This is a genomic window from Actinomadura barringtoniae (genome assembly GCF_017573505.1).
In the GTDB taxonomy this organism is placed as follows: domain Bacteria; phylum Actinomycetota; class Actinomycetes; order Streptosporangiales; family Streptosporangiaceae; genus Spirillospora; species Spirillospora barringtoniae.
Genome location: NZ_JAGEOJ010000029.1, coordinates 17,198 through 30,154, shown reverse-complemented (window position 1 = coordinate 30,154; position 12,957 = coordinate 17,198). Strand labels below are relative to the sequence as shown.

Below are 12,957 nucleotides of genomic sequence, written 5' to 3'. Positions count from 1 at the left end.
TCAGGTCGTGGCCGGAGGGTCATTCGGCCGGGCCGGGGGTTCACTCGGCCGACGGGTCGTCGGCGAGGATCCCGTAGATCTTGCGGCGGGCGTCGTTGATGACGTCCAGCGACCGCTCCTTCTGGGCCTCGCTGCCGACCGCCATCACCTGGTGCAGGGCGCCGATGAGCTGGCCGATGGCGTCACGTCCGCGGACGGCGTTCTCGCCGACGGCCTCGGTGACCTCTTCCCACGGAGGGGTGGTCTGACCGGCCGTCTCCTCGCGGCCCGCGTCGGTCAGCGCGAACAGGCGCTTGCCGCCCTGCTCCTCGCTGGTGACGTGGCCCTCGTCCTCGAGCATCTGCAGCGTCGGGTAGACCGAGCCGGGGCTCGGACGCCAGACACCGCCGGTGCGGTTGTCCAGTTCCTGGATCATCTCGTAGCCGTGCATCGGCCGTTCGGCCAGCAGGGCGAGCAGCGCGGCGCGCACATTGCCACGCCTGGTGCGCCGGCCGCGTCCACCGCGGCCTCCGTGGCGCCCAGGGCCGAAACCGCCCGGTCCGAACCCCTGGTCCCAAGGGCCGAACGGGCCGCCGCCGCGGCGGGCGCGCTCTTCGAATCGTCCGTATCGATCTGATCGGTTACGCATCGCAGTCTCCTTCTCTAGTGATCGGTTGCGATGCATTAACGATATATCGGAACCTGTCGCGATGCAACTCTCAGATTGAGGACGTCCGCGGGCATGGCTGAACGCCCGGCCTCCGGAAGCTCCGGATCCGCCAGGTGAGAAGGGGTTCTCGTGGTTCTAGAAGGTGCTCAGGCGGGCGCGCCCAGCTTGAGGTTGTCGAGGATGACCTTGGAGAGGTTGCGGTTGTCGGTCTCCTTGATCCGCACCCACGCGCCGTACTTCCCGCTCTGGTCGCGCAGGCCGATCTCGGTGACGGACGCCGTTCCGGCCTTGCAGCCGGTGAACCGCTGAATCGTGCCGGTCAGCGCCTTGTCCGGCGACACGTAGTTCTCCTTGGCCCCGGCCGTGCAGCCCGTGTGCGAGATCAGGCTCGGCGGCGGCAGCTTCCCGGGCGCCATGTCGGTGGTGAGGCCGACGAACAGGCCCGGCGCGGTCCCCGTTCCGGGGAACTGGGCGAGGTTCGGGGTGGCCCGCAGCACCGGACGCGCCGCCGGGTCGACGAGACCCGCGACCGTGGTGCTCCAGGTCTTCTGCCCCTGCGGCGAGACGACCCAGGCCTTCGGCACGGCCGCCTTGATCTTGGTGGACGAGTCGGCGACCTGGGTGAAGTCCTGGGGCAGCGCGGGCGGCTTGGGCGGCTGCTTCTTGCCGCCGCCCCCGCCGTTGAAGATGTTGCCCAGCAGCAGCCCGCCGACCAGCGCCACCGACAGCACGACGGCCGTGATGATCAGCGGCGTCATGAACTTCTTGGAGCCGCGATCGCCGTCACCGCCGCCCCCACCCGACGTACCGGACGGGGAAGGGAAGTGACCTGGCTGACCTGGCTGCCCTGGTTGTCCGAATCCCCCCTGCTGTTGCTGCTGAGGGGGACGGCCGGACTTGCGGCCGAAGCCCTTCAGCTTGCCCAGCGGCCCCTGTCCCTGCCCCTGTGGCCCTTGCGCGCCCTCAGGCGGCTGCGCGTGAGGCGGCTGGAAGCCGGTGGGCGGCGGTCCGTGCGGGTGACCGCCCTGCTGAGGCTGCCCACCTCCCTGAACGGGGAAGACGGCGGTCTTGCCCTCTTCGCCCTGCGGAGCTGGGGGAGGCGCACCTTGGTCCTGCGGCTGCTGGTACTGCGGCGGCAGCGGAACGGCGACCGTCCGGTCCTCGGGATCGGGGTCGGTCGACTGCAGGTACCGCGGCTGCGGCGAGCCACCGGGCTGATTGCCCGGGTGATCCATGATCGTGATGTCGTCGTCGAGCGGGTTCTGCTGACCTGGTTGACCCTGCTGACCCGGACGCGGCGGCAGCTGCATCTCGGTCGTGTGGAGCTCGTCCTCGCCGCCCCGGTCCTCGCGCGTGGAGGCCTCCGGGTCCGCCGGGTAACGCGTCCCCTGCCCGCCGGGCACGGGTGCGACCGGCCCAGGGGCACCGGGCCGAGGCGGCCCTCCTGGCCCCTGCTGACCCTGGCCTGGTGGGGGCTGCTGACCCTGCATCGGCTGGCCGGGGGGCTGCTGAACGGGCTGAGCCCCAGGTCCGGGAGGAGGCGGTCCGGGGAGGCCCTGGCCCACGTCCGGTTGACCGGTCTGGCCCGGAGTCTGACCCGGAGCCTGGCCCGGCTGCCCCGGTTGGCCCTGCTGAGCGGGCTGCCCAGGCTGGCCGGGAGCCTGCTGACCGGGCTGAGGCGGCGGGCCGTAGGTGGCCGCGCCCGCGGCACCGGCGGCGGCACCCGCGGCGCCGGCGACCGGCCGGCCGGGCGGCGTTTGGCGCGGTCCGGCGTACGGCTCGTCCTGGATGGTCGGTTCGGCCTCGCGGACGGTCGGCTCGGGCTCGCCGCCCGGACCGTACGAGGGGATCTTCGTGCCCGGCGGCATCGTCGGCCGCAGCGTGGCGAGGGCCTCGGCGAACGCCTCGGCGGTCGGCCAGCGCTTCTCCCGCTCGACCTCCAGCGCCCGCAGGATGACCCCGTCGAACGCGGCGGGCATGCCCTCGCGCAGCTCGCTCGGCGCGACCTTGATCGGCGCGGGCCCGGGCGGTCGGCCGGTCAGCATGTGGTAGGTCAGCGCGCCCAGGCCGTACACGTCGGCGCGTACGTCCAGCCCGCCGCCGAACCTGGCCTGCTCGGGCGACATGTAGCCGGGCGTGCCGACCGGCAGCGTGAACGCCCCCGAGGCGTGCGCCAGGGCCTTGGCCAGCCCGAGGTCGGCGATCAGGAGCTTCTCGCCCCCGTCCGGTGTGGACTGGAAGAGCACGTTCGACGGCTTCAGGTCGCGGTGGATCACACCGAGGGTGTTGATCACCTCGACGCCGTACGCGATTTCTTCGGCCAGGACAAGGGCGTCGGCGACCGGAAGTGGCCGTTCCCTCATGCGATCGGCGAGCGTTCCGCGATCGGCGTAGGACATCACGAAATAAGGTCGTCCGTCGGGCAGCTCGCCGATGTCGTGCACCCGGACGAGCCGTTCGGAGTCCGCGCGGCGCAGGATCCGCGCCTCCTCCAGGAAGCGATTGCGCACGTCGAGGTCGTCGATGAGGCTTCCGGACAGCACCTTTATCGCGACTTGCGAGTCCAGCGCCTCGTCGTGGCCCAGCCACACCGAGGCGAACGCCCCGGATCCCAGGACGCGATCGATTCGGTAACGGCCGACAGTAGGAGGGAAGGACACTCCCGTATCATGCCCAACAAACGGGGTGTGTGTGCGAACGAGCATGAGGCGCAGCGATGGCATTCGATGAGCGGACCGAGGAACTGGCCGTCAAGGCGGCCCAGGGGGATCAGGCGTCCCTCAACGAGCTGCTAAGGGTGATCGAACCGGACGTACTGCGACACAGCTCACGTTTTCTGCCGTGCCGGCAGGACGCTGAGGAGGCCTGTCAGGATGCGCTCCTACAGGTCGCACGTAATATTCATCGCTTCGAAGGGCGGTCCAGGTTCAGTACCTGGCTGCACGTCGTGGTGGCCAACTCGGCGCGGTCGACGTACCGCTCCCTGAAGCGCCGTTCCGTAGAACAGGCGGGCGAGCTGCCCCAGCAGCGCCCCGACCCGCGCCGGACCAGCGTCATCGCCGGTTCGCGCGTGGACATCCTGGACGCGATGGAGGACCTGGAGGCCCGCAAGCCGGACCTGATCCAGGCCCTGGTGCTGCGGGACGTCTCCCAGCTGGAGTACGCCGAGATCGCCGAGCAGCTGAAGCTCCCGCTCGGCACGGTCAAGTCGCGGATCCACGAGGCGCGCAAGCAGGTCAGGCAGACTCTGGGCGAGTCCTACACCTGATCCCCCTGATCCGGGCCCGGGGCGCCGACCCCTCCCAGGACAGTTTTTCGGCAGGTCAAGGCCTGGCCCTCGCGGGCCAGGCCTTGACCTGCCGTGCCTTTTCCGTGCCTTTCGGCGGCCTGACCGCATTTGGCCTAGATCCTCCGGGGCTCCGTCGCAGCCCGCGCCGAGACGCCCGTGACGGCTGATCCGGGTCGCTGCGTACGGGGCGCGTCGGGCGCGTGGCACGGCCAGGTCGGCGGCCGGTCAGCGCCCGTCAAGCATCGGTAATGGGTCGGCAAGCGTGCAGCTAGGCGCGCCGTACGGCGGGTGCGGCTCCGCAAACATTCCCTGCATGTCATCAGGCTTGGCTTCTCACACCGACCGGCCGATCTTCGTCATCGGCTGCCCGAGGTCGGGCACGACGCTCCTTCAGCTGATGCTGCACTCGCACCGGCGGATCGCGATCCCCGCCGAGACGCGCTTCCTGCTGCCGGCCTACACCTCGCGGTGTGATTTCGGTGACCTGGGCGACAGTCACAACAGGCGTGTGCTGGCGGAGTGGATCACCCGGCGCAAGGAGACCAAGTTCAAGGATCTCGGCCTGGACGCCGACGCGGTCATCGAGGAGATCGTGGCGGGGCCGCCGACGATGGGCTCGGCGCTCGGCATCGTGTTCCGCGCGTACGCGCGCAGGTTCGACAAGCCGCGCTGGGGTGACAAGCGGCCGAGCTACTTCAAGAACATCCCGACGCTGCTGCGGATGTGGCCGGACGCGCAGTTCGTGCACCTGGTCCGCGACGGCCGGGACTGCGTGGCCTCCCTCAAGGAGATGCCCTGGTACAAGCAGGACGTCCACCACGCGATCTGCGCCTGGCGTGAGGCGATCGACTACGGCAGGCGCGCGGCCGCCAAGCTCGGCCCCGAGACCTACTACGAGCTGCAGTACGAGCGGCTCGTCGCCGACCCCGCCGAGGAGCTGGGCGGCCTGTGCGCGTTCCTCGGCGAGGACTACGACCCGGCCATGACCGAGCCGCAGGACATCGCCAAGCTGACCGTTCCGCCGCAGAAGCGCTGGCACGACCGCACGCACACCGCGGTCAACTCGGGCCGCGTCGGGTCCTGGTCCAAGCGCCTGGAGCCGTGGGAGATCGGCCTGGCGGAGAGCGTGTTCGGCGACCGGCTCGCGGAGTACGGCTATGAGCTCAGCGCCGCGCCGCGCCCGAACCCTGCCCTGCTGGCCAAGTTCGCCAAGACCAGCACGCACCGCCGTGTCGCCCAGCGCAAGCGCGACCTGCGCGACCGCTGGCAGCGCCGGTACGAGCCGGGCCCGGTCGAGTGCCTGCTCACCCCGGCCGACAGCTCCGCCGCCCTGATCGGCGCGGACGACGCCTGACCCGCCTGACCCCCCGGACGGCGGCCACGCGGGGGCCGGCCGCCGTCCGGGCCGTTCTGTACCCGGGGTTAGTCGAGGGCGTCGAGCTGGTCGCCGAACCAGCGGTGCGGCGGGAGCGCGGCGGCAGCGGCGGCCAGGCGGTCGCAGCGGGCCAGGCGCTCGTCGCGCGGCATGAGGAGCGCCTGGTGGAGCGCCTCGGCGGTCTGCGAGACGTCGTACGGGTTCACCATCAGGGCGTGCTCGCCGAGCTCGGCCGCCGCGCCCGCCTCGCGCGACAGGACCAGGACGGACCCGCGCTCGGACAGGATCGGGCCCTCCTTGGCGACCAGGTTCATGCCATCGCGGATCGGGTTGACCATCAGCACGTCCGCGAGCCCGTAGGCGGCCAGCGAACGCGGGTAGTCGTCGTTCACCTGCAGGATCAGCGGGTCCCATTCCGGCGTGCCGAACTCGTCGGTGATCTGCTCGGCGGTGCGCTGCACGGCGGCGGTGTACTCGCGGTACTCCGGCAGGTCGTGCCGCGACGGGTAGGCGAAGGCCAGGTGCACGACACGGCCGCGCCACTCGGGGTGGTTGGTGAGCATCTCGCGGTACGCGGCCAGGCCGCGCACGATGTTCTTGGACAGCTCGGTCCGGTCCACCCGGACGATCAGCTTGCGGTCGCCGACCTGCTCGCTCAGCGCCTCCGCGCGCGAGATCACGTCGGACTCGCTGGCGCGGCGCCGCAGCTCCTCGCCGTCGATCCCCAGGCCGTGCACGCCGATGCGGGTGGTGTGGCCCTTGTAGGCGACCGTACGGGCCACGCGGTCGACGCGGGCGCCGGGCAGCAGCCCGCAGCAGTCCAGGAACGCGTCGGCCCACCGTTCGGTGAGGAAACCGGCGTGGTCGGCGCCGAGGATGCCCTCCAGGACCTGCGCGCCGATGTCGTCGGGGAGCAGCCGGTAGTACTCCGGCGGCGCCCACGGCGTGTGCGAGAAGTGCGCGATCTTCAGGTCGGGGCGGCGGTCGCGGAGCATCCGCGGCGCCAGCGACAGGTGGTAGTCCTGGATGACGGCCTTGGACCCCTCGGCGGCGTCGCGGGCCATGGCGTCGGCGAACGCGGCGTTGTAAGCCTCGTACGACTGCCAGTCCCGGCGCGAGCGCGCGTCGAAGTGCGGCACGCGCGGGGTGTCGTAGAGCAGATGGTGGATGAACCACAGCGTCGAGTTGGCCACCGCGTTGTAGGCACGGTGGAAGGTCGCCGCCGGGATGTCGAGCATCCGCACCGCCGCGCCGCCGGTGTCGTACCCGGCCTCGTCCAGCCGCCCGTCGGGGGCCTGCCGCGCGGCCGTACGGTCGGCCTCGCCGAGCGCCGCGCACACCCACAGCACGTCCGCTCCACCCGGCTCGCTCGGCGGCCGGCCCGGCCCGCCGGTCACCGCGGCCAGCCCCGACACCAGCCCGCCGCCGCCGCGACGCATCGTCAGCGTGCCGTCGTCGGAGAGTGAGAACGACACCGGTCCCCGATTGGACGCCACCAGCACTTGGCTCATAACGGCAGGGTCTCAGTTGGTGCCGGGGCGTATCAAAGTGACCCTCGTTAAGCGGCGGAGATAGGGCCTTCCGCAATCGCTGATCTCGTCCGCCTGCGGCGCGGGTGTGCTTGGGCAGGGGATACGCGGGTAGCGGAGGCCCATGAGCAGGGCTGAGACGACCAAGACCGTGCTGGTCGCCGGGGCCGCGAACCTCATCCTGGCGATCACCAAGCTGGCCGCGGGCGCGGTCGCCGGGTCCAGCGCGATGCTGGCCGAGGGCGCGCACTCGGTGGCCGACACCCTCAACCAGGGCTTTCTGCTGGCCTCGCTGCGCCGCAGCGAGCGCCCGCCGGACCGGTGGCACCCGTTCGGGTACGGGAACGAGCGGTATTTCTGGTCGCTGCTCGCCGCTTTTGGGATCTTCGTGGCGGGCGCCGGATTCTCGATCTTCGAGGGGCTGCTGTCGATCTTCGGCCGGGAGTCGGGCGGCGGCGAGGTCTGGCTGGCGTACGCGGTGCTGGCGCTCGGCTTCGTCCTGGAGGGGACGTCGTGGGTCCGGGCGTTCACCCAGGCGCGCAGGGAGAGCCGCGAGAGCGTTCTGGAGCACGTCAAGCGCAGCCCCGACGTGACCTTCAAGGCGGCGCTGTTCGAGGACACCGCCGCCATGATCGGGCTCGCGCTGGCGGCGGCCGGGCTGACGCTGCGTGAGATCACCGGCTCGCACCTGTGGGACGGGCTGGCCTCGATCCTCATCGGCGTCCTGCTGATCGTGGTCGCCTACGCGCTCGGCCGCGACAGCAAGGGCCTGATCATCGGCCGTGCCGCCGACCCCGACCTGCAGAGTGAGATCCGCCACGAGATCGAGGCGGCGAGCGGCGTGGACGGCGTCGACGAGCTGCTGACCATGCACTTCGGCCCGGACCAGCTGCTGGTCGCTGCTCGCGTTCACTTCTCCGACGACATCAGCGCCGACGAGGCCGAGGATGTCGCGGGCGAGATCGACCTGCGCCTCCAGGAGCGCCTGCCCGCCGTACGCCACGTCTTCCTGGACCCCACCCAGGCTCCGCAAGAGCCCGAGACGGTCGTCAAGGGTCGCCCTGGGTAACGTCTCATTCGGCGAGACGCGTCTGTCTGGCATCCGGTCAGATCATGTAAAGTCACGCACAGAGTCCTAAACGACTCGCGTGCGAGCTGCTTGGCGGCTTGCTCACACAACTTCATAACGCTCATCCAGAGGGGTGGAGGGACCGGCCCTGCGAAGCCCCGGCAACCACCTGGCTTGTATGCGCTCGCGATCCTGCGAGGCTGGCCAGCGAAATGGTGCCAACTCCGGCCTGTGACCAAATCGGCACAGGGAAGATGGGGAGAGAAGGCCTCGCTTCATGGCACTCACGCCTGCCACCAACCTCGGACCAGCCACCGCCCTCGTCTGCCGCGAATGCGGAAGCACGCGCGATCTGGGTCCGCACTACGCGTGTGAAGAGTGCTTCGGCCCACTCGAGATCAAATACGACTTCGCCAACGTCACCCGCGCCTCCATCGAGTCCGGCCCGAGCAACATCTGGCGCTACCGCGGTCTGCTGCCCGTTCCGGAGAACGTGGCGGACACCCCCAACACCGAGCCCGGCCTCACGCGCCTGGTGCGCGCCGACCACCTCGCCGAGTCGCTCGGCCTGCAGCGCCTGTGGGTGAAGGACGACAGCGGCAACCCGACGCACTCGTTCAAGGACCGCGTGGTCGCGGTGGCGCTCGCCGCCGCCCGCGAGCTGGGCTTCAAGGTGCTGGCCTGCCCGTCCACCGGCAACCTGGCGAACGCCGTCGCGGCGGCCGCGGCCCGCGCGGGCATCCGCAGCGCGGTGTTCGTGCCGTCCAACCTGGAGTCCCAGAAGATCATCACGACCGCCGTCTACGGCGGCACGTTCGTGACGGTCGACGGCAACTACGACGACGTCAACCGGCTCGCCTCCGAGATCGCCGGCGAGCAGGAGGACTGGGCGTTCGTGAACGTCAACGTGCGCCCCTACTACGCCGAGGGCTCCAAGACCCTGGGCTACGAGATCGCCGAGCAGCTCGGCTGGCGGCTGCCCGACCAGATCGTCATCCCGGTCGCGTCCGGCTCCCAGCTCACCAAGATCGACAAGGCGTTCACCGAGCTCATCAAGCTCGGCCTGGTCGAGGACAAGCCCTACAAGGTCTTCGGCGCGCAGGCCGCGGGCTGCGACCCGGTGTCGGCCGCGTTCAAGTCCGGGCACGACGTCGTACGGCCGGTGAAGCCCGACACGATCGCCAAGTCGCTCGCGATCGGCAACCCCGCCGACGGCCCGTACGTGCTGGACGTGGTCCGGCGCACCGGCGGCGCCGTCGAGGACGTCACCGACGAGCAGGTCGTGGACGGCATCCGGCTGCTCGCCCGGACCGAGGGCATCTTCGGCGAGACCGCCGGCGGCGTCACCGTCGGCACGCTGAAGAAGCTGGTCGAGAGCGGCGCGCTCGACCCGTCCGCCGAGACCGTCATCATCAACTCCGGCGACGGGCTGAAGACGCTGGACGCGGTGTCCCCGGTGGTCGGCCCGACCGCGAACATCGCCCCGTCCCTCGAGGCGTTCCGCGCCGCCGACCTGGTCTGACGACCCCGACCCGCCACCCGCTGAGGAGGACGACATCATGAGCACGGTTTCGGTACGGATCCCGACGATCCTGCGGACCTACACCGGCGGCGAGTCGGAGGTGAAGGCCGAGGGCGCCACGCTGCGCGCGGTCGTCGCCGACCTGGAGGCCAGCCACACCGGCATCTCCGCCCGCATCCTCGACGACAACGGCAAGATCCGCCGCTTCGTCAACGTGTACGTGGGCGACGAGGACGTGCGGTTCGCCGACGGCCTGGACACCCCGACCCCCGAGGGCGCCCAGATCTCCATCATCCCGGCCGTCGCCGGCGGCTGACCGCCGTCGGGCCCGCGACGCCGTTCCGGCAACGCCCTGCCCGCAACGGCGTTTCGGCGACGCCCCGCCCGCGACACCCGTCCCGGCGGCGCCCCGCCCGCGCCGCCGCTTCCGCAGCGCCGATCTTGCGCCGGACCCGCGTGGTCCGGCACGGGATCGGCGTTTGCTCTTTACTGTCCTGTAAAGATCCTGTCGTTAACTCCCTTGAGAATGGCTTTTGTCCTGATAGATCGGGTAGAGGGCTTGACATGGGGATTGCGGAGGACATCGCAGGGGCCGTCAGGGCCCATCCCGAGGTGCGCGCGGTCGAGCTGATCGGGTCGCGGGCGCGCGGGAGCGCCACCGAACTGTCGGACTGGGACTTCCAGGTGCTCGCCGAGGACTTCGGTGAGGTCGCGGCCGAGCTGCCGCGCCTGGCCGCCCCCCACGAGCCCCTCGCGGCGCAGTGGGACCCGCTGGGCGACTACGCGAGCTACCTGCTGATCTTCTCGGGCCCGGTCAAGGTCGACCTGATCTTCCCGGACGTGCCGCGCAGCTGGAACCCGCCGTGGCGCATCGGGCCCGACACCCTCGCCGCCGTGGACGCGCACTTCTGGGACTGGTCGCTCTGGCTGGTCAGCAAGCGCCGGCACGGGATGGCCGACCGCGTCCGCGGCGAGCTGCTCAAGATGAGCCACCACCTGCTCGAACCGCTCGGCATACGGGTCGTTCCGCAGTCGCTGGAGGAGGCCGCCGCACGCTACGTACGGGCCCGCGACCGCCTCGAACTGCGCTACGGACAACGCCTTTCCCGCCGTCTAGAAGAGGAAGTCCTGCCGCTCGTGCGCGCTTCCGACGGTGACCATTACCGGCCGTCCGGACTTCGGTCGTAAGGGCTGTTTCCGACATCACGCCACATATATGGTCGAGCCCGATCACGCCGGGTCGACCCCGCCGCGGCCCTTCCCAGGGCCACGAGACACAGGTGCTGGTCAGCGAGCCTCGCGGTTGAAGGGGTGAGGTTCGAAAGCACTGAACGTGGCCGGGGCCACGGAAGAGCGGCAGGTTTTAAGAATGGCGCAAGGTACGGTCAAATGGTTCAACGCGGACAAGGGCTACGGCTTCATCGCGGTCGATGGCGGGCGTGACGTCTTCGTTCACTACTCCGCGATCCAAGCCGACGGCTACCGCAGCCTCGAGCAGGGCCAGCGGGTCGAATTCGAGATCACGCAGAGCGATCGGGGCCCGCAGGCAGACGGTGTGAGAACCATCTGACGGGCGCGCGCAGCACCACGACATCCGCGCCACATCACCGCTCCACCGGAACGGCCGAGCCGAGCAGTGCGTGGTTCTGAGCATCCGCTTGGCGTAGACGCGCGGCGAGTCCGCGCGCCATCGCCCAGTGGAGGGCCTCGACCACCTGCGGGTGCTCGTCCTCCAGACGCTTCTGCACGGTTTGGCTGAGCACCTGCAGCACCGTCGGCTCCTCCGCCACGATGCGGTACGGGTTGCGGTCGTCCACGAGCGTCAGCCTGGTCACCGTCGTGCCCGGCCCCATGGACGCCATCCGGATCACTTCGTCGCCGCTGACCTGCTGGGCGATGAGGCCGCCCGAGACGACGAAGTACAGCGTCTCGTCCGGCCGGTCGCCCGGCTCGAACAGCGGCTCGCCCGGCGCCAGCCGCCGCTCGACGACCAGTGGCGTCAGCACGTCGATCATCTCGGCGGGCAGGTCGCGCAGCAGGTCCTGCTCGCCCAGCGGCACGTGCGCGGCCGGGTCCAGCCCGGCGCGCTCCGATGGCGGGCACTCCTGCGCGATCAGCGCGTCCTCGCACCATTCGAGGGCCTCGTCCAGCGAACGGAACGACGCCTCCGCGATCACCGGCGACTCCCCGTCCTCCGCCGCGACGGCCGTGCCGACCCCCCGTTCACGCAGCTCACCGACCAAGGTGTCCAGCAGATCGACCGCCACCGGCTCGGCGCGCCCCACCCGATGCAGATCCAGCACCAGCCACCGCACCCCGTCCAGCCCATCCGCGATCGCCCGCACCGCCACATCCGCCGCCGCGAACCCCAGATCGCCCTGCAGTTCACAGATCGCGATCTGCCCCGAGTTCGCCTGCAGAATCTCCCGTTCGGCATGCCGCCGGCTCCGCTGCGAGCTCAACGAATCCCCGCGCAGAAACCGGTGCAGCACAGGCGCCGTCCGATTGACCGGCCGCATCAAATGAAGCCCGAACCGAGCCGACAGCTCCTGGCAGGCCGCGATCGCCCGCACACTCGTCCCGCGCCGGTCCAGCGGCGGGCTGAACACCCCGATCCCCAACTGCGACGGAAGCACCGCGACCAGCCCACCCGCGACCCCACTCTTGGCAGGCAACCCAGCCCGGAGCAGCCACTCACCCGCAAAGTCATAAGTCCCACAAGTAGCCATCACCGCCAGCACATGCTCAGTGGTGTCGGCCCCCACGACCCGCTGCCCGGTAACCGGATTGACCCCACCCCCGGCCAAGGTGGCCCCCATCACCGCCAGATCCCGAGCCGTGACAACAACCGAGCACTGCCGAAAATAAACAGCCAGCGCCTTGTCGACGTCCCCCTCCAGCACCCCCGCGTTCCGCAGCAGATACCCCAGCGCCCGGTTGTGATCCCCGGTCCGTTCCTCCGACGCCAGCACCTCGTGGTCAACCCTCAACTCACGCCCGGCAAAGGCCGACAGCCCGTCCAAGATCCTCTGGAACCGCTGCCCCCAGTCATCCCCGTTCACCAGCGACGCCGTCACAATCGCGCCCGCGTTCACCATCGGATTGAGCGGCCGCCCGGTCTCAGGCTCCAGCCGCAAAGCGTCAAAGCCCTCCCCAGTGGGCTCAACCCCCACCCGCTCCAAGACCCCGTTCAGCCCCCGGTCATAAAGAGCAAGGGCGTATACAAACGGCTTGGACACCGACTGGATCGTGAACCCCACACCCGTGTCGCCCGACTCGTACACGTGCCCGTCATGCGTAGCCAGCGCCAGACCGAACAGCGCCGGATCGGCCTTCCCCAGCGCCGGAATGTAGGTGGCGACCTCGCCCTCGCAGTTCAGCTGCACCCGCGCATGCAACTCGTCCAGCCGCACCTGCACCGGACTAGGCACCTGCTCACCCACGCACCCCACCCCCTGAAAGCCCCACCCCAACCTGATCTACCCGCCCCCTGACCGGGGCGAACACCTCTCGAAACCGGCGCG

The 12,957-nt window shown here is 70.3% G+C and carries 11 protein-coding genes and 1 riboswitch; of the genes, 7 read left to right on the top strand and 4 right to left on the bottom strand.

Features of this window, described 5'->3' with window-relative positions; translation table 11 throughout:
- Window positions 1-40: 40 nt before the first annotated feature.
- Window positions 41-469 (bottom strand): PadR family transcriptional regulator, encoded by a 429-nt coding sequence (locus J4573_RS55795; protein WP_307797495.1) that lies wholly within the window; start codon window positions 467-469, stop codon window positions 41-43.
- A 326-nt stretch (window positions 470-795) separates the two neighbouring features.
- On the bottom strand, window positions 796-3,309 hold the full coding sequence (locus J4573_RS54925; protein ID WP_307797494.1) for a serine/threonine-protein kinase: 2,514 nt from the start codon (window positions 3,307-3,309) through the stop codon (window positions 796-798).
- 56 nt (window positions 3,310-3,365) lie between these two features.
- On the opposite strand from J4573_RS54925, the gene J4573_RS47395 reads away from it, so the two are divergent.
- Both J4573_RS47395 and J4573_RS47390 read left to right on the top strand, forming a co-directional pair.
- Window positions 3,366-3,917 carry an RNA polymerase sigma factor gene (locus J4573_RS47395; RefSeq protein WP_208263017.1) on the top strand — a complete coding sequence of 184 codons (552 nt, stop codon included), beginning with the start codon at window positions 3,366-3,368 and terminating at the stop codon, window positions 3,915-3,917.
- A 334-nt stretch (window positions 3,918-4,251) separates the two neighbouring features.
- Window positions 4,252-5,292 carry a sulfotransferase family protein gene (locus J4573_RS47390; protein ID WP_208263016.1) on the top strand — a complete coding sequence of 347 codons (1,041 nt, stop codon included), beginning with the start codon at window positions 4,252-4,254 and terminating at the stop codon, window positions 5,290-5,292.
- A 68-nt stretch (window positions 5,293-5,360) separates the two neighbouring features.
- Here the strand turns inward: J4573_RS47390 and J4573_RS47385 are convergent, their stop codons facing one another.
- On the bottom strand, window positions 5,361-6,824 hold the full coding sequence (locus J4573_RS47385; RefSeq protein ID WP_208263015.1) for an alpha,alpha-trehalose-phosphate synthase (UDP-forming): 1,464 nt from the start codon (window positions 6,822-6,824) through the stop codon (window positions 5,361-5,363).
- Window positions 6,825-6,966: 142 nt separating this feature from the next.
- On the opposite strand from J4573_RS47385, the gene J4573_RS47380 reads away from it, so the two are divergent.
- The 5 genes from J4573_RS47380 to J4573_RS47360 all read left to right on the top strand — a co-directional run bounded on the left by J4573_RS47380 (window position 6,967) and on the right by J4573_RS47360 (window position 11,003).
- Window positions 6,967-7,911: a cation diffusion facilitator family transporter gene (locus J4573_RS47380; protein WP_208263014.1), complete on the top strand. Its 945-nt coding sequence runs from the start codon at window positions 6,967-6,969 to the stop codon at window positions 7,909-7,911.
- A gap of 118 nt (window positions 7,912-8,029) precedes the next feature.
- A riboswitch (SAM riboswitch) is annotated at window positions 8,030-8,172 on the top strand.
- A gap of 16 nt (window positions 8,173-8,188) precedes the next feature.
- Entirely contained in the window at window positions 8,189-9,433 is a 1,245-nt protein-coding gene (gene thrC / locus J4573_RS47375; RefSeq protein WP_208263013.1) for a threonine synthase, read from the top strand.
- 37 nt (window positions 9,434-9,470) lie between these two features.
- Window positions 9,471-9,749, top strand: a complete 279-nt coding sequence (locus J4573_RS47370; RefSeq protein ID WP_208263012.1) for a MoaD/ThiS family protein — start codon at window positions 9,471-9,473, stop codon at window positions 9,747-9,749.
- A 248-nt stretch (window positions 9,750-9,997) separates the two neighbouring features.
- A complete protein-coding gene (locus J4573_RS47365) occupies window positions 9,998-10,621 on the top strand; it encodes a nucleotidyltransferase domain-containing protein (RefSeq protein ID WP_208263011.1) in 624 nt (207 codons plus the stop codon).
- A gap of 181 nt (window positions 10,622-10,802) precedes the next feature.
- A complete protein-coding gene (locus tag J4573_RS47360) occupies window positions 10,803-11,003 on the top strand; it encodes a cold-shock protein (protein WP_208263010.1) in 201 nt (66 codons plus the stop codon).
- 34 nt (window positions 11,004-11,037) lie between these two features.
- On the opposite strand, the gene glsA is transcribed toward J4573_RS47360, so the two are convergent.
- Complete coding sequence (gene glsA / locus J4573_RS47355) at window positions 11,038-12,876, bottom strand: glutaminase A (protein ID WP_208263009.1); 1,839 nt, start codon at window positions 12,874-12,876, stop codon at window positions 11,038-11,040.
- Window positions 12,877-12,957 lie beyond the last annotated feature (81 nt).

What these genes read in the sequence shown, in the direction of transcription:
- J4573_RS47365 (WP_208263011.1), top strand. Translation starts at nt 9,998, where the DNA reads ATGGGGATTGCGGAGGACATCGCAGGGGCCGTCAGGGCCCATCCCGAG.
- thrC (WP_208263013.1), top strand. Translation starts at nt 8,189, where the DNA reads ATGGCACTCACGCCTGCCACCAACCTCGGACCAGCCACCGCCCTCGTC.
- J4573_RS47395 (WP_208263017.1), top strand. Translation starts at nt 3,366, where the DNA reads ATGGCATTCGATGAGCGGACCGAGGAACTGGCCGTCAAGGCGGCCCAG.
- J4573_RS47370 (WP_208263012.1), top strand. Translation starts at nt 9,471, where the DNA reads ATGAGCACGGTTTCGGTACGGATCCCGACGATCCTGCGGACCTACACC.
- J4573_RS47360 (WP_208263010.1), top strand. Translation starts at nt 10,803, where the DNA reads ATGGCGCAAGGTACGGTCAAATGGTTCAACGCGGACAAGGGCTACGGC.
- J4573_RS47390 (WP_208263016.1), top strand. Translation starts at nt 4,252, where the DNA reads ATGTCATCAGGCTTGGCTTCTCACACCGACCGGCCGATCTTCGTCATC.
- J4573_RS47380 (WP_208263014.1), top strand. Translation starts at nt 6,967, where the DNA reads ATGAGCAGGGCTGAGACGACCAAGACCGTGCTGGTCGCCGGGGCCGCG.
- J4573_RS47385 (WP_208263015.1), bottom strand. Translation starts at nt 6,824, where the DNA reads ATGAGCCAAGTGCTGGTGGCGTCCAATCGGGGACCGGTGTCGTTCTCA.